The 20,821-nt window shown below is 55.3% G+C and carries 16 protein-coding genes; 5 read left to right on the top strand and 11 right to left on the bottom strand.

Annotated elements, in window-relative coordinates; all coding sequences use genetic code 11:
- Window positions 1-7: 7 nt before the first annotated feature.
- From FZF21_RS16715 to FZF21_RS16705, 3 genes are all read right to left on the bottom strand, one after another.
- Window positions 8-772: an SDR family oxidoreductase gene (locus FZF21_RS16715; protein WP_047738448.1), complete on the bottom strand. Its 765-nt coding sequence runs from the start codon at window positions 770-772 to the stop codon at window positions 8-10.
- Window positions 773-775: 3 nt separating this feature from the next.
- The gene (gene hisD, locus FZF21_RS16710) at window positions 776-2,098 is read right to left on the bottom strand and encodes a histidinol dehydrogenase (protein WP_017692807.1); all 1,323 of its coding nucleotides are present in this window, start codon (window positions 2,096-2,098) and stop codon (window positions 776-778) included.
- A gap of 75 nt (window positions 2,099-2,173) precedes the next feature.
- Window positions 2,174-3,412 (bottom strand): MFS transporter, encoded by a 1,239-nt coding sequence (locus FZF21_RS16705; RefSeq protein WP_023295299.1) that lies wholly within the window; start codon window positions 3,410-3,412, stop codon window positions 2,174-2,176.
- Window positions 3,413-3,720: 308 nt separating this feature from the next.
- Between FZF21_RS16705 and FZF21_RS16700 the strand changes: the two genes are divergently transcribed.
- The 5 genes from FZF21_RS16700 (at window position 3,721) to FZF21_RS16680 (ending at window position 9,673) form a co-directional block, all read left to right on the top strand.
- Entirely contained in the window at window positions 3,721-4,791 is a 1,071-nt protein-coding gene (locus FZF21_RS16700; protein WP_003862277.1) for a LacI family DNA-binding transcriptional regulator, read from the top strand.
- Complete coding sequence (locus FZF21_RS16695) at window positions 4,788-5,759, top strand: nuclear transport factor 2 family protein (RefSeq protein WP_015571630.1); 972 nt, start codon at window positions 4,788-4,790, stop codon at window positions 5,757-5,759. The genes FZF21_RS16700 and FZF21_RS16695 overlap by 4 nt, the downstream gene beginning before the upstream one ends.
- Before the next feature lie 105 nt (window positions 5,760-5,864).
- Entirely contained in the window at window positions 5,865-7,007 is a 1,143-nt protein-coding gene (locus FZF21_RS16690) for an ester cyclase (RefSeq protein WP_015571629.1), read from the top strand.
- The gene (hisD, locus tag FZF21_RS16685; RefSeq protein WP_017692810.1) at window positions 7,008-8,303 is read left to right on the top strand and encodes a histidinol dehydrogenase; all 1,296 of its coding nucleotides are present in this window, start codon (window positions 7,008-7,010) and stop codon (window positions 8,301-8,303) included.
- Between the two features lie 53 nt (window positions 8,304-8,356).
- Complete coding sequence (locus FZF21_RS16680; protein ID WP_045141893.1) at window positions 8,357-9,673, top strand: amidase family protein; 1,317 nt, start codon at window positions 8,357-8,359, stop codon at window positions 9,671-9,673.
- A 64-nt stretch (window positions 9,674-9,737) separates the two neighbouring features.
- On the opposite strand, the gene ugpC is transcribed toward FZF21_RS16680, so the two are convergent.
- From ugpC to FZF21_RS16640, 8 genes are all read right to left on the bottom strand, one after another.
- Window positions 9,738-10,793, bottom strand: coding sequence for a sn-glycerol-3-phosphate ABC transporter ATP-binding protein UgpC (gene ugpC / locus FZF21_RS16675; protein ID WP_047738452.1), 1,056 nt, complete (start codon window positions 10,791-10,793; stop codon window positions 9,738-9,740).
- Between the two features lies 1 nt (window position 10,794).
- Window positions 10,795-12,006 carry an ADP-ribosylglycohydrolase family protein gene (locus FZF21_RS16670; RefSeq protein ID WP_063150992.1) on the bottom strand — a complete coding sequence of 404 codons (1,212 nt, stop codon included), beginning with the start codon at window positions 12,004-12,006 and terminating at the stop codon, window positions 10,795-10,797.
- Window positions 12,003-13,403, bottom strand: a complete 1,401-nt coding sequence (locus FZF21_RS16665) for an extracellular solute-binding protein (protein WP_149121206.1) — start codon at window positions 13,401-13,403, stop codon at window positions 12,003-12,005. The genes FZF21_RS16670 and FZF21_RS16665 overlap by 4 nt, the downstream gene beginning before the upstream one ends.
- A 14-nt stretch (window positions 13,404-13,417) precedes the next feature.
- Window positions 13,418-14,317 (bottom strand): carbohydrate ABC transporter permease, encoded by a 900-nt coding sequence (locus tag FZF21_RS16660; RefSeq protein WP_045328343.1) that lies wholly within the window; start codon window positions 14,315-14,317, stop codon window positions 13,418-13,420.
- Window positions 14,317-15,240 carry an ABC transporter permease subunit gene (locus FZF21_RS16655; RefSeq protein WP_223230137.1) on the bottom strand — a complete coding sequence of 308 codons (924 nt, stop codon included), beginning with the start codon at window positions 15,238-15,240 and terminating at the stop codon, window positions 14,317-14,319. The genes FZF21_RS16660 and FZF21_RS16655 overlap by 1 nt, the downstream gene beginning before the upstream one ends.
- Window positions 15,241-15,361: 121 nt before the next feature.
- Window positions 15,362-16,600 carry a ribokinase gene (gene rbsK / locus FZF21_RS16650; RefSeq protein WP_032649197.1) on the bottom strand — a complete coding sequence of 413 codons (1,239 nt, stop codon included), beginning with the start codon at window positions 16,598-16,600 and terminating at the stop codon, window positions 15,362-15,364.
- Window positions 16,601-17,182: 582 nt separating this feature from the next.
- Window positions 17,183-18,064, bottom strand: coding sequence for an AbaSI family restriction endonuclease (locus FZF21_RS16645; RefSeq protein ID WP_149121207.1), 882 nt, complete (start codon window positions 18,062-18,064; stop codon window positions 17,183-17,185).
- A gap of 413 nt (window positions 18,065-18,477) precedes the next feature.
- On the bottom strand, window positions 18,478-20,811 hold the full coding sequence (locus FZF21_RS16640) for a primase-helicase zinc-binding domain-containing protein (RefSeq protein ID WP_149121208.1): 2,334 nt from the start codon (window positions 20,809-20,811) through the stop codon (window positions 18,478-18,480).
- Between the last annotated feature and the right edge of the window lie 10 nt (window positions 20,812-20,821).

The following is a 20,821-nucleotide window of genomic DNA, read 5'->3' as shown; positions in this document are numbered from 1 at the left end:
GCATCCCTCACGTAGCCGTCCAGCCGCCGTCAACCATCAGGGCGCTGCCGGTGATCAGCCCGGCGGCCTCAGAGGCGAGGAACACTACCGGCCCCATAATGTCCTCCAGCCTGCCTGGCCGGCGCAGTTTGATGTTGTCCAGCACATAGCGGCGAAATGCCGGGTCGGCGAGCGACGAACGCGTCAGGTCGGTTTCAATGAAGGTCGGGCACAGCGTATTGACACGGATCCCCGCATCGCCCAGCTCCAGCGCCATCGTTCGGGTTAACCCTTCAAGCGCGAATTTGGAGGCACAGTACACGCTACGCTCGGGGCCACCAACGTGTCCCATTTGCGATGAGATGTGAATAATTGATCCCCCCTTACCGTCCGCCCGCATTCTGCGCGCCACATGCTGGCTGATAAAAAAGGTGGCGCGCAGGTTAAGCGCCATCACCGCATCGAAATTATCCTCGTTCACCTCAAGAAACGGCTGGTGGCGGGCCAGCCCGGCACTGTTCACCAGAATGTCGGGCGTGGGCAACGTCGCCAGCACACGTGCCACCTCCTGAGTGTCGGTAATATCCAGTTCCAGCGGGTGAAATGCGAGACTGTGTTCCGCTGCCAGACCTGTGGCATGCGCCAGCGCCTCGCGGCCCCGGGCGGCGATCCATACCTCTGCTCCCGCCTGTGCGAGGGCGACGGCAGCGGCGAAGCCAATCCCTCTTGACCCGCCGGTCACCAGCGCGCGTTTGCCGTGCAGGGTGAAAGAGGGCGTTTGCAAAAGCGTCATGGCTTACACCTTTTCCCTGACCGGGGCCGGTGTGGCGTAGGGAACTTCCGTCTGGCCATAACGGCGCACGCGAATATTGGCCTGCTCGGCATGCCCGGCGAACCCTTCCAGCAGCGACAGACGGGAACAATAGCTGCCGATTTCGGCAGTGGCTTCGTCGCTGAGGACTTTCTGGAAGGTGCAGGTTTTCATGAACTTGCCCACCCACAGGCCGCCGGTATAACGTGCGGCTTTCTGCGTGGGCAGGGTGTGGTTGGTGCCGATCACCTTATCGCCGTAGGCCACGTTAGTACGCGGTCCAAGGAACAGCGCGCCGTAATTGGTCAGGTTAGCCAGGAACCAGTCGTCCCGGTCGGTCATCACCTGAACATGTTCGGAAGCGATACGATCTGCCTCCAGCAGCATCTCTTCGTGGCTGTCGCAGACGATGATTTCCCCGTAGTCCTGCCACGACTGGCGGGCAATGTCGGCGGTAGGGAGCTTTTCCAGCAGCCGTTCCACTTCGCTGAGCGTCTCTTTGGCAAGTTGAAGCGAGTTCGTCAGCAGGATGGCAGGGGTGGTGACGCCGTGTTCGGCCTGGCCCAGCAGGTCCGTGGCGCACATTTCCGCGTCAACAGTGTCATCGGCAATCACCAGCGTTTCCGTCGGACCGGCAAACAGATCGATACCTACCCGGCCGAACAGCTGGCGTTTGGCCTCCGCGACGAAGGCGTTACCGGGCCCGACCAGCATGTCGACCGGTGCCAGCGAGTCCGTGCCCAGCGCCATGGCGCCTATCGCCTGAATGCCGCCAAGGGCATAGATTTCCGTTGCGCCAGCCATTTTTTGCGCCGCGACAATCGCCGGGGCGGGCTGACCGTTAAACGGCGGGGCACAGCTGATGATTCTTGAGCACCCCGCCACGCTGGCGGTGATGATCGACATGTGCGCGGAGGCGAGCAGGGGATATTTTCCGCCAGGCACGTAACATCCTACGGCGTTAATCGGAATATTTTTATGTCCGAGGATCACCCCGGGACGCGTTTCAATTTCCAGGTCCCGCAGACATTCTTTCTGCGCGCGGGCAAAATTCGCCACCTGCTGTTGGGCAAATTCAATATCCTGAATATCCTGGCGGCTTAACTGTTTTATGCAGCGGTCAATCTCCGCGGACGTCAGACGATAATCCTGACGGTCATAACGATCGAATTTAATGGATAATTCGCGAATGGCTTTATTTCCGCGTTTTTCAATATCCGCAAGTATTTGTTCAACCGTTTCTCTTATTTGCTGGTTGGCTTGCTGGCGCTCTTCGGTAGATTTACCGGTTTTTAATTTCCAGGACACTCGCTTCTCCTTACCTTTTTCAGATGTCAGTTGTCCTCCCGGCGAGCCGGGAAAGGGTGTTTACTTCAGAAAGAGTTATTGATCCGGCGCGGCAGCGTACGCACCGTTTTTTAATAATTGGGCTGAGGTTTGCGTTTTACGGGCATATACCCATCGAGCGGACAGCGGCGTGGCAATAGCGGCCACAACGGAAAGGGCGGCAATCAATATATAACCGGACGACAGGTTAATATGTTGCATCATTACGCCCATCATTACCGGCCCGACAAACATGCCGCAGGAATAAATGGTCTGGAATAGTCCCATTCGCGTGGATTGTTCATCAGACGAGGTATTCACTACGCTGAGCGACATGAATGCGGCAAAGGCCATACCGAACGAGAACCCCGCCAGCGCCTGCCACAGGTAAATCACATAGATATTGCTGGTAAAGGGAATGCCGAAAGTGGAAATCACCTGTAAAACGATGCCGAGCACGGCGGTTTTTACCAGCCCAAGGCGCTGATAAAACACCGAGCTGCACAGGGCGATGGCCAGCCCGTAAAAAAGAAGGTGAATGTTACCCAGCAGCGCGAGGATCCCCGCCCGGGCGCCAAGCTGCTCGGCATAGACCGGCGTCAGCGTGTCGCGGGTGGCGAAGGGCACCAGAATGACGACGGTCGCCAGGATGCCAATCAGCCAGACGGAACGGTCGGCCAGCTGCTGGCGCGCGCCGGTAATGCAGGCTTTAAGCGTGGGGGCCTGAACCGGGTCGTGCACGTCCTGAATGCGGGTCGTCAGGAATAACGCCACCAGGGCGGAGATGCAGGAGACAAAAAAGGCGATGTTATTGGCGAAATAGTGAATCAGCACCGCGCCAATACAGTTACCGAGAAACACGCCGATGGGCCCTGCCAGCGCCAGCAGCGCGACGGCGGCAGGCGCTTCGTTGCGACCGAAGTAACGCATGAACAGGATGTTGTACAGCACCCAAGTCGCCGCCGTGACACCGTCTGCCGCTTTCGCCAGATACAGCGTAATGGCGTTGGGTTCAAGCCAGGCAATCGGCCAGGCGATAATTGGCAGCAGCAGGCCAATCTGGATGAAGATCCTGCGGCTTTTAACCACGTCGGAAATAATGCCTAACGGGAAGCGTATCAGAAGGGTTGCCAGACCGGACGCGCCCATGATGATGCCCATGATCTGTGGCTCAATGCCCTGGTTGATCATCATGGGGGCCAGGAATGCATCAATGCTATGAATGCAGATAAAGAACAGGATGCTGATGATGAAAAAGAGCCGGGCTTCCCGACGGCGTAACAGTGCTTGAAACATGGTTTTGAACCTCTTAAGAATTAATGGGTTATAACCAGTCAGGGACGACGTTTACCGGTTCAATCCTTTGGGCGACTCCTGTTCTCTCCGGTACCATTGACGGTATGAAAACTCTTTGCATACGTATTCAAGATTTGAAGTTACGAAAAGGTTTCACATTTGTAAAGTGATCTCGATCTTGTTGTGAGAATTTTAATTTTTTGTGTTGCATACGCATGCAAAGGTGGTGTAAGTATAAAAAACACCCACTTGCTGAGGCGTTTGAAGCACGCGCAAATGGGCAGGACGTTGATAAGGAATCAGGGGTAATGAAACGTAAGACTTTTGCAGCAGTCACATCCCAACAGGTCGCTCAGCTGGCGGGGGTATCGCAATCTGCGGTGTCGCGAACGTTTACGCCGGGGGCCAGCATTTCACCGGCAACGCGTGAAAAAGTGCTGAAGGCAGCGCGCGAGCTGGGCTATCGCCCGAATGCGATCGCCCGTTCGCTCAACACGGCTCGTTCGCGCATTATCGGTGTCGTCATTTCTTACTTTGATAACCCCTTTTACTCGCAGGTGCTGGAGGCGCTGGCGCAAAAGCTGGATACGCTGAACTATCACCTGCTGCTGTTCGTTGGCGACCGGGAAGGTAACGTAGACCGTATTTTTGACCAGATTATGCAGTACCGGGTGGATGGCATTGTGCTGGCCTCGGTGACGCTGTCGCTGGAGTTATCCGAGGAGTGCCTTGCCGCCGGGATCCCGGTAGTGCTGTTTAACCGCAGCGAAGAGAGTGGCATGGCCTCCAGCGTCAACAGTAATAACGAAGCGGCCGCGCGGCAGATTGCCGAGTTTCTGCTGGCGGGGGAGCACAAGCGTTTTGCCTACGTGGGCGGCGTGGCCGATTCCCCGGTCAATATCGCCCGCCAGCGCGGGTTCATTTCCACGCTGGAAGAACATGGCATCACCGATGTCCGGGTGGTGCACGGGAATTACGACGCTCAGCAAACCACCCGGGCAGCCTATACCCTGTTTTCGACGTCGCCAGCGCCGGATGCGGTCTTTGTCGCCAACGATCATATGGCCGTCACGGTAATGGATGTGGCGCGCTATGAGTTTGGTTTGCGCATTCCGGAGGAGGTCTCCGTTGTCGGCTATGACGACATCGGCCCTTCCGGCTGGCCCTCTTATGCGTTGACCTCGGCGTCGCAGCCGGTCGGCGCGATGGTGGATGCCACGGTGGAACTGTTAATGAAGCAAATTGACAGCGGAACCATAGAGCCTGAACAGATTACGGTGCCCGGTACGCTGGTGATACGCCACTCGGCGCGTCGCCCACGCAGCGGCGTTATCGAAACCAATGGTTTAACGCTATTCCAGTCTAAGGAGCGCACATGACCAGATTGCGGGGCTTCAGCCCTCAATTCGACTCTATCCAGCAGTTCATTTTGACGCTGACGCACGTGGTGTGGGAGCAGAAAGATATCGGCCAGCTGGCGGATTTTTACGCCACGCCGGTGGTTTTCACTACACCCGAAAAACAGCTGCATGAGCTTTCCCAGTTTATGCGCCTGACGCTTGAGGCGATGCACAGCTTCCCGCAGCGAGCGGTGCTGACGGAGGATATTCTGTGCAGCCAGAACCCGGGGGACGAGTACTATGCGGCGCAGCGTACCGTAGCCCGCATTCAGCACCAGGGGGAGGGATTTTTTGGCCCGCCGACCGGGAAAAATGTCTGGGTCCGCACCTGGGCCGATCGCATCTGTGTTGATGGTGCCGTACGCCAGGAGTGGCTGCTTCAGGATCGTGCTGCGATTGTGGCGCAACTGGGGCTGGATGTCCGCGACTTTGCTTTTAACCTGGCGACCATGCGCCAGCAGCTTGGGCTGGAATCTGTGTCTGCTGAGACGCTGGACGCCCGCTGGGCGGGTGGGCCTGAGGGCGACGACGTGGAAGGGGCGCTGGCCGGGGTCGTTGAGCGCTACTTAACGATGTGGGCGGGCGGTAACAGCGGCGTGGTGCCCGGTCTCTATCACCCGGCGGCGACGCTGTACGCGCCGGGGCACTGCCTCTGCACCGGCGAACAGGAAATTGGCGCACAGCTTTCCGGTTATCGCGCTTCATTTGCCGACAGCGAAACGCAGCTTCATCACCTGATTGTGCGTAAAGATCCTAATGAGCCGATTCGACTTTCATTGCGCTGGTCGTTGTTAACCTGGCATGACGGTTACGGCAAATTTGGTGCGCCGACCCGTAAACCCATATCAATTACCGGTATCAGCCAGCTTGAATTACGTGATGGTTTAATTTTCCGTGAATATCTGGGGATCGATGAATTAGCGATTTGGTCGCAAATATTTAATTAATGGGGCGGTAGCCCCCTTATTCCGGCTGCAAAAAATAACCGTGTTTAATTCACCCTCACTTACGGGTGCGGGTTCTTATTGTCTGAAAACAGAGCAGGAGTTTATATGTCTTCCACCGAAGCAACAAATAAAGCACCAGCCGTACCCGAAAAAAGCAGCGTGAAATCGCTGAAAGAGGAACCTGTATTACAGGTGGAGCGTCGTGATTTTGTCGATCTGGTACCGGAAAAAAGACCGCGCGTGCAATCATTACGCGGCTTTGATGACTGCTATACCGATATTGTCGATTATATCGTTCGCTGCACCCATAAAATATGGGACGAGCGCGATGTTGGCTTAATTTATTCTCACTATACCCATAATTGCGTGCTGTATAACGCGCTGGGGACACTCTATAACCGCGAACAGGTGGTACAGGATACGCTGCAACGCTTAATTGCCTTCCCGGAACGGCGCGGAATGGCAACCCAGGTTATCTGGAACGGAAATGATGTTGACGGTTTTTATACCTCTCACCTGGTGACGGGAAGCGGGCGGCATACCCAGCACAGCCATTTAGGTAAGCCGACGAACCGTACGTTTGTGACGCGTACCGTGGCGGATTGCATGATCCACGAGAATAAAATTTATCGGGAGTGGGTGGTCAGCGACAATATGTCACTGATGAAACAGCTTGGCCTGAATACCGATCAAATCGCATTTAATATGGCAAAGGAGCAGTTCGATAAAGGCTTCCGCGTGATGGACATCGGCGAAAACGGCCGCATGCTGGGGCAATATCCGCCGGAGATGGAGTGCGATGTTTCCATTGCGCACACCGATACGGAGGAGCAGTGCCTGCGCTGGCTGCATGAGATCTACAACCGCCGGATGTTTGGCAAGATCAAAGAAGTGTATGCGCCTAACGTACAGTGGCACGGTCCGCTGATGAAAGAGCTGTACGGCACCGCGGCGGTAACCCATCAGACGCTGGCGCTGGTGGGGATGATCCCTGACGGCGCGTGGCTGCCGCAGCATATTTGTTCCAACCCGTGCGATGAAGGCGGCGTCAAAGTGGCCGTACGCTGGATTATCGAAGGACATCACCTGGGTTACGGCGAACTCGGCAAGCCGACCGGAGAACGACTGTTCGTGATGGGCATGTCGCACTACCACATCGTCAACGGAAAAATTGTTGATGAGTGGGTGGTTTATGACCATCTGGCGCTGCTGGCGCAGATCAAACTCGGCCAGATGGAGGACGCGTAAATGTTAAATCAGGTGAGCTGGATTAAGCGCCCGCAGGGGCAGGATGCGCAGGCCGATCGTTCCCTGACGGAGAAGGTCAGCGCCATTATCGAGCGCGTGAAAACCGAGGGCGATACGGCGCTAAGAGCCTTTTCGCAGCAGTTTGATCATGTCGTACCGGCGCAGTTTGAGGTGAGCGAGCAGGAGATTGCCGAAGCACTGGAGGGGATGGATGCCCAGACGCGCCGCGACAGTGAGTTTGCCATTAATCAGGTGCGTCGTTTTGCGCAGGCGCAGCTGGCGACCATGCTGCCGCTGGAGGTAGAGACGCTGCCTGGCGTGCATCTCGGTCACCGGATCATCCCGGTGCAGACGGTGGGCTGCTACGTGCCGGGCGGACGGTATCCGATTCTCTCCGCACCCGTGATGTCGATTGTTCCTGCGACGGTGGCGGGCTGTGAACAGATTATCGCCTGTCTGCCCCCGGGCGCGCATCCGGCGATGATTGCCGTTTGCCATCTGGCGGGCGCGCACCGCATTTTCAAAGTTGGCGGCGCGCAGGCCATTGCGGCTATGGCCTGGGGAACGGAGAGTATTCCGTCAGTGGACAAAATCGTTGGGCCAGGCAACGCCTTCGTTAACGAAGCGAAACGCCAGGTGTTTGGTCGAGTCGGCATTGATGCCCTCGCCGGGCCGAGCGAGATTTTTACTATCGCCGACGACAGCGCCGATCCGCGCATTCTGGCCGCCGATATGCTGGCGCAGGCAGAGCACGATATTCATACCCGCGTCGGGCTGGCGACAACCAGCCGGGATATCGCTGAGCGTACCCTGGCGGAGGTTGAGCGTCAGCTTGCGACTCTGCCAACGGCCGCCACGGCGGGCGAGGCGTGGCGTCGGCAGGGTGAGATTGTGCTCTGCGAAGATGAAGCGCAGCTGATTGCGTTTGCTGACCATATGGCGACGGAGCATTTGCAGGTGCATACCCGCGATCCGCACGCGACGGCAGCGAAGATCCGCAACTATGGCTCGCTGTTTATTGGTCAGAACGCCAGCGTGGTGTTCTCCGATAAATGCTGCGGCACCAACCATACGTTACCGACGATGGCGGCGGCACGCTATACCGGCGGTCTGTGGGTAGGGGCATACGTCAAAATCTGTACCCATCAGTGGATTGACGAGCAGGGTATCCCGGCAATCGCAGAACCGGCGATCCGCCAGAGCCGTACCGAGGGGATGCAGGGGCACCGACGGGCGGCGGAAATTCGTCTGCGTCCGCAGGACATTGATGCCATTACTACCGGCATGCGGGACTAAAACGTATCCCGGGCAGCCTTCTGCCCGGTTTTCAGCACGGGGAGCCTGAGACTATGAAGCGCCTGATACCGCCAGACGACTGTCCGGAGGAAATTGCCCGCCGTCTCGACGTCATACAGCAGCACCGGGCGCTCAACGCGATCCTCGGGGTTAACCCTGACGCCATGTCTCAGGCGGAACAGCATCAGCAGCAGCGTCGGCGTGGAGAGCCGATCGGCCCCCTGCACGGCGTGCCGCTGATCGTCAAAGATAATATTGCCTGCGCGCCGATGCCGATCACCCTTGGCTGCCGTGCGCTGGCCTCACTTAACGCGACAGCGGATGCTCGGGTCGTGCAGCGATTGCGCAGAGCGGGGGCGATTATTCTTGCCAGGGCCAATATGTCCGAGTTCGCGTTCGATGTGCGTTCGCGTAGCTCGCTGGGGGGTGATGTGGCGAATCCACTTTGCCCGACACTCACCGCCGGAGGTTCCAGCGGAGGATGCGCCGCGGCGGTGGCGGCTGGAATGGCGGATGGCGCATTGGGTACCGATACCGGCGGCTCTATCCGCATTCCCTGTAGCTATACCGGGCTGGTGGGGCTACGGCCTGCCTTTCGCCGTTCACAGCTGGACGGCGTGGCGCCGCTCTCACCCAGCAAAGATACCGTTGGGCCAATGGTACATAGCGTTGAGGATGCCGCCTTGCTGCATGCGGTGATCCATGGCCTGCCGCCGGTTGCGCTTCCTGTGCGTTCGCTGAAAGGCGTTCGCTTTGGCGTGGTGACCGCGTTACAGGGAGAGGATGAGGTACAGCTGGAGGTCTGGCAGTCGGCGCTGCACACGTTGCGCCGTGCCGGAGCGACGCTGGTGGAGGTTTCACTCCCCTTCCTTGAAGAGGTGAGGCAGGCCACCTGCCTCAGTCTGTATGAATTTCGCGTGGCGATTGACGACTGGCTTAGCAAACAGCCTGGCGCTCCCTCCGGACTGACAAGCATTGTGGACTCCGGCGCTTTCCTGCCAGAGTTTGCGCCGTTTCTACGTCAGATGCTGGCGAGTAACACGCTGAAAACCCCGCTCTGGCTGGCGGGGCGTCGCTTTCAGCGCCTGTTGCGGCAGAACCTTTGCCAGGTGGCGGAGGTGCAGCGCATCGACGGATTTGTGTATCCCACCGTACAACGATTACCAGAAAGTATGGCGAAGATGCCGCCAGGCTGCGCGCCGGAACTGGCCGCCATCAGCGGCCTGCCTGCCATTACGTTGCCCTGTGGCGTAAGCCGTATCGGGCTGCCGGTAGGGATGGAGATGTTATCGGCGCAGGAGGATGAGACGATGCTGATGACGCTGGCGCTGGCATGTGAGGGGGCATTGCACAGTAAATGTAAGATATAAAAAGCCCGCAAGGCTTGCACCATGCGGGCTTTAATGCGTTCACAGGATGGATTGAGCCAGCATGTTATGACCGCAAACGCTTACCGGTCTGGGCATCAAACAAGAACATTTTTTCCGTGTCTACGGTGAGGAAGACCTTCTGACCCACGTTGATATCCAGCTTTTCATGGGACACCACGATCAGCTCCTGATCGTTGATACGCACCCGGATCTCCTGTCCTTCCCCGGTCATTTCTATCAGCACGATTTCCGCTGGCATCCCTGACTCGCCGAGCCGGATATAGTGCGGTCGGGTGGCGCAGATGATCTCCATCCCTTCAATATGTGAGCGGAGGGGGCAGGGGAAGCGGTAGCCGTTGTTGAGCACAATCTCGCCGTGCTGAATCACGCCTTTAAGGGTGTTAATTTCCGGCGTGCCGATAAAGCCCGCGACAAACAGGTTATCCGGGTTACGGTACAGCTCTTCCGGGGTGCCGACCTGCTCAATATGTCCGGCATTCAGCACCACAATCCTGTCCGCCATGGTCATCGCTTCCGTCTGATCGTGCGTCACGTAGATGGTGGTGCGACCCATCCGCTGGTGGATCTTACGAATTTCGCCGCGCATTTTATGGCGCAGTTTGGCGTCCAGGTTGGAGAGCGGTTCATCAAACAAAAAGGCCTTCGGGTCACGCACCAGCGCGCGTCCCATCGCCACGCGCTGACGCTGGCCGCCGGAAAGATCCCGCGGGAGGCGATCGAGCAGATGCGTCAGGCCGAGGATTTCCGCTGCCTCTTCCACGCGCGCCATCCGTTCCGCTTTTGAGACGCTGGCAAGCTTCAGGGCAAAACTCATGTTGTCCCGCACCTTCATGTGTGGATAGAGCGCATAGCTCTGGAACACCATGGCGATATCGCGTTTTTTGGCGGGCAGAGTGTTGACCACCTCGCCGTGCATCAGCAGTTCACCGGAGGTGATGTCTTCCAGACCCGCAATCATGCGCAGCAGGGTGGATTTCCCACACCCGGACGGGCCGACCAGCACAATAAATTCGCCTTCGTGAATGCTCAGCGAGATCCCTTTAATGATGCTGACGTTGCCGTAGGATTTACCGAGATTATTTAAAACGATTTGGCTCATGTTACTCTCCTCGCCCGGCGGTGTGGCCTGGCTGCAATAATGGCATGACGTGCTGGCGGTAAAGCGCCGCCGCAGCGAGATCCTGCTGGATAATGCTTTGTGCTGATTCGCTGAAGCGCAGCGCGGCCGTACGCAGATCCAGGTGGTTGGCGCTATCAATACCCGCCAGCACCTCAGGTTCGACAATGGCTTCCCCGTGCAGCGCGCCTAAAATCGCGCCGCTCATCACCCCGATAGAGTCGGTATCACGGCCTGAATTGATGGCGTCTTCCACCGCCCCGCGAAACTCGCCTTCGCGCAGCAGGCAGAAGGCCAGCGCCATCGGCAGTTCCTCAATCGACATCAGACGCGAGGGCTGGTAGGCCATGGTGGGGACGCCCGCTTTTTCCGGGCCGTGCATCAGGTCATCACCCATCGGTGAGAAGGGCAAAAGCGCATCGTGCAGGGCGTCAACGACCTGTTGATAATCCCATGCGGTTCCACGGTAGCGACGCGCGACGTCAAGCGTTGCCGCGATGGCCTGGCGGGTGCCGTCTTTAGCCAGTTTCAATGCGATGTTGGTGATAGCCTCAATGGTGATGCCAGGAATAAATGCCGCTGCAACGCAGGCGGCGAAGACCCCGGCGGCCTCCAGCCCATAGCTCTGCTGATGCCCCTGGGTGAAATTAATGGCTTCCTGGTAAGCTGCCTCAGGGTTGCAGGCATTAATAGCTCCGATGGGGGCGGCATACATGGCTGCGCCGCAGTTCACCATATTGCCCACGCCGCCCTGGCGCGGATCGCAGGCGGCCAGTTGCAGACGATGGAAGATCCATTTTTCCGGATAAAACAGGCGCTCAATAACCAGCGCTTCCCGATCCAGTTCCGGCACCCAGCGCGGTTCCCAGGCAATCTTCCGCACAAAAGACTCCCCCATATCCCACGCATCAACGTGACGGCCCAGCTCGCTGTAAACCTCCATCAGGCAGAGTGTCATCAGCGTATCGTCGGTGATGATACCGTTGCCGCGTACGCGGTTGTTGCGCCGTGCGGACGGCTCGTTCATCCGGTGCCAGCGCTGGTGGATGGAGGTGACGCGGCCATATTTCTCCGCGATTTGCCGGGCGGAGAGTTTCTCAACCGGTCCGCCTAAGGCATCACCGAACGCCACGCCATACAGCATGCCCAGAATGCGGGACGTGAACGATAAATCAGCGGCTTGAGTAACGGTCATTTTAATTTTTCCTCTGCATATTCGGTCATGGCGTTTCCACCTGCGGCTTTCCAGGCGCTGACATACTGATCCCACTGATCAAATGACGCTTTGCCAGAGACAAACTGGTACGCCCACTGGTTATAAATACTGCTGGTTGAGTCGATGGCGGCGGCAAACGACGCCGGGAAGATAAAGGCGTTATCCGCCGTAAAATAACGTTGTGAATTGTCGATATAGCGCAGCATCGCGGGCGTCCGCCACTCCACCGGCGGCTTCCAGTTGGCGGCCTGGATAAACCGCGGATACCAGGCATTAATTTTTGGCGTCACGTTTATCGTGTTGCCCTTACGAACGTAGTGCGTGTTCTCGAAGCCCATCTGCTCCATCATTTGCCCTTCCGGGCTTGCCAGAAAATCGAGCAGGATCATCACTTCCTTTTTATGTTTCGAGAGCGAGGACATGGCAAAGCCGCGCGTTTCCATGGAAACATCTGTCGCCGCCAGCCCTTTACCTGCCGGGCCTTCGGGTGGGTCGAGCAGGGTGAGGGTGGCGTCAGGATGGATCTGGCGCATCTTTTCCTGGTACACGCCGACGTTGCCCGGCGATGAGACGGATACCACGCCAACCTTGCCGGTATAAAACTCATCCTCTTTTAGCTCCCAGTTGGTGGTGATGTACTGGGAGGAGAGCAGTCCTTTCTGATACAGCGAATGGTAGAACTCCAGCTTGCTCCGCTCCTGCGGGCTTATCTGGGCGTTGATCAGCTTGCCCTGATCGTCCTTGAGCCAGGTGGCGTGAATGCCAAACGCCGGGTTCATAAAACCGTCGAGATCGCGCAGGTCTTTCTCGGAGGTGATCCCCCAGCTATCCGTCTTACCGTCGCCGTTGTAGTCACCGGCGTGGATCGCATTGAACAGCGTGACGTACTCCGCCAGCGTTTTGGGTGATGCGCTGAATCCGCTCTTCTGTAACCAGTCCTCACGGATCACCGGCTGGCGCGCGCGCAGGGGAAAGACATACAGCAGGGTCGGATGGTTTTGCAGGCGAAGCCGGTTGTGCGGCCACAGCGCCTCTTTCAGATAGCGGGTTTTCGTAATCCACGGACGCCAGTCTTCAAGAATGCCCTGTTCGACCATCTTCTGGTCGCTGCCGTTGAAATAGATCAGATCAGGGATGGTGCCGGAGAGCAGCATCACGTTCAGCACGTCGGAGTAGCCGGAAGACGACAGGTTGACGATCTCAATGTGGATATCGTGTCCCTGGCGTGCCAGCGCCTGCTCGATTCGCTGAATATGCGCGACATCTTCGCGGTTGGTGGTCAGCAGATCTTTTTCCACAATCCGGATAGTGACCGGCTCGGCCCAGACGGCCTGGCATAACAGCAGGCCGCAGGCGATTGCTGTGAATAATTTCATCGTCATCGCTCCTGTTAACCCTTCACCGCGCCGGACATGGTCCCTTTGGTGAAGAAGCGCAAAATAATCGGGTAGATGGCAATCAGCGGGGCGATGGTTAAGGTGATCATCCCGGCTTTCAGCGCCTTGATGCTGATCTGGCTGGCATCGGTGTAGTTCGACATGCTTTCGACGCCTACCATCGCCAGCTTATCGCCCTCGACGACAAACTGACGCAGCACCACCTGCAACGGCCATTTGTCCGGGTCGTTGAGGTACACCATGGCGCGGAAAAACTCGTTCCAGTGCAGCACCATGTAAAATAACGTGATCATGGCAATGGACGATTTGGCGACCGGCATAATGACGTACCACAGCGTCTGGAACGGGTTCGCGCCATCGAGTTCCGCGGCTTCCAGCAGCTCCTCCGGGATCTCTTCGAACAGGCGAACCAGAATAATCAGGTACCAGGCGAAGACGGCGCGATACAGGATGACGGACCAGTAGCTGTTCAGTAGCCCCAGCTTTTTCATCACCAGAAAATCGGGGATGATGCCCGGCTCAAAGACGATGGTGAACAGGACAAACATAAACAGCCAGCGGCGTCCCGGCAGGCGTTTTTGCGCCAGCGCCCAGGCCAGCAGCACGGTGAAAACTACGTTGATGATGGTGCCCACCACGGTAATCAGCATCGCATTGCCAAACCCGCGCAGCACGGCTTCGTTGGTCAGCAGCAGCTTCCAGACGTCCAGCGAAAAGCCCTGCGGAATAATCTCCAGGCCGCTCATGCCGGGCACGTTTGTCGGGCTGGAGAAGGATATCGCCACCAGGTTGAGGATCGGTTGTAGCGTCACGACAACCAGCAGCATCAGTACCGAGAGAATGAGCACGTATTCGATGCGCTCAAAAGGGGTGCTTCGTGATGAGATGCGCATTACCAGACTCCTTTACCCGTCAGGCGTTTTGAAACGTTATGTGCCAGCACGATAAGGACCATGCCGATCACGCCTTTGAATAACCCTGCGGCGGTCGCCAGCGAGAACTCCCCGGTGCGCAGGCCCATGCGGTAGACGTAGGTGTCGATGATGTCTATCTGACCGTTCACCACGTCGTTGGTCATGTTGAAGACCTGATCAAAACCCTGGCTCAGGAAGAGCCCGACGTTGAGGATAAACAGCGTGGCGATGGTCGGGGTGATAGCGGGCAGGGTGATGTGCCAGATTTTGCGCCAGCGCCCGGCACCATCCATTTCTGCCGCTTCATACAGCTGTGGATCGATGGCGAGGATCGCCGCGATGTAAAGTAATGAGTCCCAGCCCGCGCTGCGCCACATTTCAGTGAACACCAGTACCCAGCGGATAGAGCCGCTGTCGGTCATAAAGGGGATCGGATCGTAGCCCATCGATTTAATGATGTCGTTAACCGCGCCATCAACCGGCGAGAGCGTGGCAATCGCGATGCTGGCGATCACTACCCAGGAGAGATAGTGCGGCAGATAAATCACCGACTGGACAAATTTACGGTAACCGGATGAGCGCACTTCATTGAGCAAGAGCGCCACGATAATGGGAACCGGAAAAATAAAAATCAGCTTCATTGCGCCGATAATCACGGTGTTCTGTATCACCTGCCAGAAAACAGGGGATGACATCAGCGTGGCAAAATACTGCATCCCGACCCAGATATTCGGCGGGATAATACGGTACTGCTCAAACGCAATTTTGGTTTCCCAAATGGGTAAATAGTGCCAGATAAAAAAATAGATAACCCCAGGCAGGGCCATCACGTAGAACGGCCACCACCGGCGTAACGTCTGGCGGCAACGTGCCATGCGGGATAGTGTTTGCTGGTGAGGCATGTTATTTACCTGCGGTATCGCGCCGCCGGGTTTAGATTCTGTCAGGGCTTTCATCGGACATACTCCCATTACTGAAATGGTTGTCGTGAATATAATCTGTGTATGCAGAAATATGCGTGCGTTAAATTTTCTCGGTGAGAATGTTTTTATCGTTATATTGCGCGAGGCGGGTCAGGACATCTTTATATTCAGGCATATTTGATGCGCCTTCTTTTTCGACGGCCAAAGACGCGAAAGCACAGGCAAATTTTGCTGCCTGAATAATGGATTCCCCTTTCGCCATCGCGGCGGCGAATGCGCCGTTGAAGGCATCGCCAGCACCGGTGGTATCCACACATACGGCTTTCAGCGCCGGGATATGAATAAATTGCTCACCGTCATAAATAAGCGCGCCTTTCGCTCCCATGGTGATGATGACGTGACCTACCCCTTTCGCTTTAATGGCTCTGGCGGCTTCCTTCGCGCTGGCAAGGTCTACGATATGAATGCCGGACAGCAATGAGGCCTCAGTCTCGTTTGGGGTCAGAAAGTCCACGTTCTTCAGGCAGCTAACCACATCAGATGACCAGGGGGCAGGGTTCAAAACCACCTTAATCCCGTTACGGCGGGCAATTTCAATGGCCCGAAAGGTAGCGGGTAGATTATTTTCCAGCTGGGTTAAAAAAATATCTGCGTTTTTCACTTCAGGGGTAATAGCTTCAACTTCATCGGCTGTAATGGACCGATTGGCCCCAGGGCTGATGGCAATCATATTTTCACCATCACTTTGACAAACATAAATAAGCGCGGTGCCGGTTTTCTGATCTTTATCCTGATAAAGCGTGAAGCTGTCGATAGCAGAAGATGAAAGATGTTCAAAGGCCATCTGACTAAACTGATCGTTACCCACCTTACCGACAAAATGGGTTTTAACATTGCATTTGCTTACGGCCAGCGCCTGATTGGCGCCTTTGCCGCCGGGTCCAATAATGGTATTTTCGGAGAAAATAGATTCTCCGCTTTGCGGGAAACGATCGACATTAGCAATAATATCAACGTTGAATGAACCCAGAATACAGACTTTACCTTTCATCTTTCGCCCTTTATGTCGGGATTTGATCGTTTTTCTTGACTGCGCGGAGTCAAAAAAATGAATGATATTGCTATCTAAATTATTGACTGATTGGGTATGAAAAATACGGCGTTTGATAATTGCCCCACCGTGGCATCGCTCAATGCCGCCTTCCTGCGCTAATAAGTTCAGGTCGCTGCGAATCGTTTCCCTGGTGACGTTAAATACTTTCGCAAGCTGATTCACCGTCGCCCGTTCGTACCTGTTAAGCCAGGTCAAAATTGCATAATGCCGTTCTTTATTGAGCATAAGGTCACCTCTGTAGTTATATTATTGTTTCCTTGTTGTTAATGTTTTGGTGTTGTTCACAGATCGTTCGACAAAACAAAAGGAAACGGAAATATATGAGGTGATAACTATTTAATATCAATTGGTTATGTTGATTGCGTTAAGGGGGGTTGGGCTTTGATTTGCAGTGCGGGGATTTCAACGATGGCATGGGCCATGACGCAACGTTAGATTTTTCTCGGGCGCTTTAGCACGCAGAACATTGGTGTAGGTCTGGGGGGCTGTGGCTGATCCGGCATGAACCGGAATACCTGAACGTATAGCGATAATCGCCGGACTAAGTCGAATGGCTCGGAGAACGACAGACACAAAAAAGCCCGCAGGGCTTGCGCCGTGCGGGCTTTCAGGACTTCATCGGATGACTCTGGTATTCACCGATGGAGAATTTTGGTGGGCTGGCGGAGTCTGAATAAATTTCCCAACCTATTAAAAGTATGAGATTTTTTCGTATTCAACTTTCAGTTGTGTACCTAAGCGTGTACCAATTTTCTCACTGTAGCAGTGTTGTATCTCGTATAAACAGGGAACTAAATATGCTGTTAATCATGGGGCAGCATCATTAGGAGGGTATACATTGACCGATGTACTTACACGATGAAACTCTAGTATGTTGCCAGTATGGTGACCAGGGATAGCTTCAAACACCCCAAGAAATCGGTACAGTGTCCTGTTCAACTCATCACGAGAATGTGCCATAACAATTCGTTTATCCCAGCGTTCTGTGTATCCCTCATCATCTTTTATATTCCGCTCTATGATTTTGTTACCATCATCAGTCAATTCATTTCCCCAATCTGAATTTCCATATAGTTTTGGAAACCAAACCATGCATTTTCCTGATAGACCCATTGCTTCACTTATGTGAGAAGGAATGCTCCAACCGCCAGACTGATGATGTCCTTTGTTGTAACCGAAACAGTTCAAAGCATCCCGGTGGTATCTGAAGACGGCATCTGGACCTACAGATATCCTTCCTGCCTTAAGATGTGGACGAGCTGTATATTTATTATCATAATCCCATTCTTTGAATTTTTTATCTTTAATCATTCTATTTTTACGATTGCGTATCAACTCAATAAATTCATTGATATAACGATCGAAAATTTCAAGACTTATTTCGCTGGCGGGAATTCTTATCTCTAAAAATCCTGTAGCTTCAGTAATATCCATACGACGTTTCGCATCATCTATTTGTGATTGCTCACTGTTGTGATGCCCTTCATCAATTTCAAGATAAAGTTCCAGTTGTGGGAAAAATAAATCTGCCAAATAGATTTTTCCATTTTCTTTTCTGACACATTGCTGGCAGACAAATTCAATGGCGGGATCATTTAAAAGATGATAAATGCGAGTTACTGCATAATGTTCCCATCGTTTTTTTGAGGTTTTCGTAAGTGAACGTAGGATGTAATCAGTTTTATCCATTTATATGCCTTCCTTCTTTGTTCTTCATATAATGTGCTTTTTCTTATGGCGATAGTGTTACCTATCGCCATAAGATGCGTTAGTATTTTTTTAATCTAACTGTTTATACTGTTAACTTCGATGATTTTCTATTTTATATCATGTGGTTAAGCGGTGGTGAGTTGGTGAGGAGTGAAAAGTCGAATCTTCCCCTTTGTGATTTTTGCTCGTTCTGGATCTGCCCGGTCAGGCGATGTGGTGGGGGGATAAAAAGTTTTTTTAGGTTTTACTGTTCACACTGTTCACCTCTGTTTTTTTATTAATAATTTCATGATGATACAGGGTGAAGATACGGTGAAGGGTGAACAGTGGATTGTTCACCCTGTGGCAATGGCCAGAAAGGAAAAGACCGGCTGTTGCCGGTCTGAGTGAGGTTATGTTGCTACTGGTTCGTCGCATTTCGGTAGCCAGTCGCCGTAGCTTTCCTCTTTCAGCGACAGATTGGTTTGTATCCCCTGCTTAGTGTGCCGCTTCTCATAATTCATGCCGTACTCTTTCAGCATTATGGGCAGCCCCAGCCCGAACATTTTCAGGCTGAGCACGTTTCTGTACCCGTTGGCCTCCATATAGGCCAGATACGCGTGATAGAGATACTTACGGTAATTACGCGGGACGATGCTGGCATTACCCATAAACATCCCGCTGGTCTGCGGCAGCATTTCCAGATAGCCGCAAAAATCAAACGTCGGGTCAGCATCGCGCTTGATATTGAGTGCCTCGTCGGAGTTCTGCTGCGACTGGAGCAGTGCGCGGGCGGTCATCGGGTCGCTGAATTTCTGCATAAGCTGGCGCACGATAACGGCCAGCTCGCGCGCAATTTTATCCCTGAGCTGCGGGTCGCGCTCTTCCGGGGCAATCTGCTCCGGGAAATGAATAATCACCCGGCGACGGGATACACCGCCGCTGCGGTCGGTGAAGCGCATCGGGTTGTTGTTCACGGCCAGAATCACCGCCGGAATATGCGTTGAATATGGATTCTGGTATTTCGGGTCAACCGAGACCGCATCGCCGCCGGTGATGGCCTTCAGTCCTGCGCCGTCACCGCTCCATTTTTCCTGGTCCGGCAGACGTATCAGCGAGAAGCCAATCAGGGAGGCACGCTTGCGCGGGTCTTCCAGCGTGTCGATGTCGGCCGACGTGGCGTTATCCTCTCCGGCGAGCAGGGTCGCGATTTCGGCGAGAATGCTTTTGCCACTCCCGCCGGGACCGGTGACTTCGAGAAAGAGCTGCCAGTCGTAGCGGTTCGCCAGTACCATAAACAGTGCAGCGAGTATCACGTCGCGTTTTTGTGGATTTTTACCGGCCGCCCGGTCGAGCCAGCGCCAGAAGTTCGGCGCGTGAGTCTCCAGCATTTCGCCTTCCACCGGCGGGGTAAAATCCACGTCGCACAGCGTGCGCAGCCAGTGCGATTTACTGTGCGGGCTGAATATGCCGCTTTGGGTATCGAGTACCCCGTTGCGAAAGCCAATCAGACGGCGTGCCGGTGCGTCCTGCTGCGGAATAATCAGTTTCAGGGTCTCCACCACCGAGGCAATTTTCCCGGATGAGAACGGGGCGCGTAAGCGCTGGAATAAATCAGCCACATTTCGTGAGAAAGTGGCGGCCGGGATATTTTTCCAGATGCCGTTTTCATAGCGGGACAGGAGCTGGCCGTTCGCATCCACCGCCAGCGCTTCGCCGTAATGCTCATGGACCCGCAAAGCCTTCTCACTGGCGCTCATGGCGGTAAATTCCGCCTCGCTCATGGTGTCGAACGGGCTTTGTGCCGGTGGCCGGATGGCGTCATAAATCGCTTTTCGCGTGGCCTCCCCGCCATTCTGCACAAACGCATCATTCCAGTCACCGAACACCGGCGGCAGGGCGACAATGCCCTCACAAGCGTCTGCTGCCGCTGCGGCTTTATTCTGGCCGTCGCCGTTAAGGTCACGGTCGGCGGCGAGGACAATCTGACAGGCCGGGTGTTTTTGACGGACAAGGCTCGCCAGAGAAAGAAGGTTCACGGACGACAGTGCCACCATGACGGTTTCCCCGGTCAGGTGATGCACGGTGAGCGCGGTCGCATAGCCCTCCGCAATCCACAGGCGTTTTCCTGCCTGCTTTTTCCCTTCGATGACATGACATGCCCCTTTAACCTGACCGCCTTTCAGGGTGCGTTTGAGACCGTCAGAATTGATAAGCTGAAGGTTAACCAGTGCGCCGGTATCGTCATACAGCGGGACAACCACATCACCGGCGCGGAACGTCACGCCGCCGGTTTTGTGTGTGGCCGACAGTACCGGACATTCCAGAGCGGGGAAGCCCTTGCGGGTCAGGTAGGCGTTGCCGCTGGCCGGTTGGGTTTTCTCCATCAGTTTTGCGGCCAGCGCGGCCGCCGCCTTGCGGTCAGCCTCCGTTTCAGCCTCTGCGGCCGCAATCACTTCCGGGGCAACCGGCGGCAGGTTGCCGGTCACGGCGTTCACCTTCCCGGCAGCCTCTGATGCGTTCATGCCGAACACTTTCTCTACCAGCTTAAGTCCGTCACCCGCACCGCACTGGTTGCAGTACCACGTCCCGCGCCCCTCTCTATCGTCAAAGCGAAAACGGTCAGAGCCGCCGCACACCGGACAGGCCTGATGCCGGTTTTTCATGACCTTCACACCAAGCGCCGGGAGAATGCGCGGCCAGTGGCCGCACGCCTGTTTTACGGTTTCCGTTACGTTCATTTTCATCGTTATTTTC

This window comes from Enterobacter sp. LU1 (assembly GCF_008271405.2).
Lineage (GTDB): Bacteria > Pseudomonadota > Gammaproteobacteria > Enterobacterales > Enterobacteriaceae > Enterobacter > Enterobacter hormaechei_C.
The sequence above is the reverse complement of the archived record's forward strand: the minus strand, read 5'-3'. Positions and strand labels throughout refer to the sequence as shown.

What these genes read in the sequence shown, in the direction of transcription:
- ugpC (WP_047738452.1), bottom strand. Translation starts at nt 10,793, where the DNA reads ATGAGCCAAATCGTTTTAAATAATCTCGGTAAATCCTACGGCAACGTC.
- hisD (WP_017692810.1), top strand. Translation starts at nt 7,008, where the DNA reads ATGTTAAATCAGGTGAGCTGGATTAAGCGCCCGCAGGGGCAGGATGCG.
- FZF21_RS16680 (WP_045141893.1), top strand. Translation starts at nt 8,357, where the DNA reads ATGAAGCGCCTGATACCGCCAGACGACTGTCCGGAGGAAATTGCCCGC.
- FZF21_RS16655 (WP_223230137.1), bottom strand. Translation starts at nt 15,240, where the DNA reads ATGCCTCACCAGCAAACACTATCCCGCATGGCACGTTGCCGCCAGACG.
- FZF21_RS16695 (WP_015571630.1), top strand. Translation starts at nt 4,788, where the DNA reads ATGACCAGATTGCGGGGCTTCAGCCCTCAATTCGACTCTATCCAGCAG.
- FZF21_RS16660 (WP_045328343.1), bottom strand. Translation starts at nt 14,317, where the DNA reads ATGCGCATCTCATCACGAAGCACCCCTTTTGAGCGCATCGAATACGTG.
- FZF21_RS16670 (WP_063150992.1), bottom strand. Translation starts at nt 12,006, where the DNA reads ATGACCGTTACTCAAGCCGCTGATTTATCGTTCACGTCCCGCATTCTG.
- FZF21_RS16690 (WP_015571629.1), top strand. Translation starts at nt 5,865, where the DNA reads ATGTCTTCCACCGAAGCAACAAATAAAGCACCAGCCGTACCCGAAAAA.
- FZF21_RS16705 (WP_023295299.1), bottom strand. Translation starts at nt 3,412, where the DNA reads ATGTTTCAAGCACTGTTACGCCGTCGGGAAGCCCGGCTCTTTTTCATC.
- FZF21_RS16700 (WP_003862277.1), top strand. Translation starts at nt 3,721, where the DNA reads ATGAAACGTAAGACTTTTGCAGCAGTCACATCCCAACAGGTCGCTCAG.
- FZF21_RS16640 (WP_149121208.1), bottom strand. Translation starts at nt 20,811, where the DNA reads ATGAAAATGAACGTAACGGAAACCGTAAAACAGGCGTGCGGCCACTGG.
- FZF21_RS16645 (WP_149121207.1), bottom strand. Translation starts at nt 18,064, where the DNA reads ATGGATAAAACTGATTACATCCTACGTTCACTTACGAAAACCTCAAAA.
- FZF21_RS16715 (WP_047738448.1), bottom strand. Translation starts at nt 772, where the DNA reads ATGACGCTTTTGCAAACGCCCTCTTTCACCCTGCACGGCAAACGCGCG.
- FZF21_RS16665 (WP_149121206.1), bottom strand. Translation starts at nt 13,403, where the DNA reads ATGAAATTATTCACAGCAATCGCCTGCGGCCTGCTGTTATGCCAGGCC.
- rbsK (WP_032649197.1), bottom strand. Translation starts at nt 16,600, where the DNA reads ATGCTCAATAAAGAACGGCATTATGCAATTTTGACCTGGCTTAACAGG.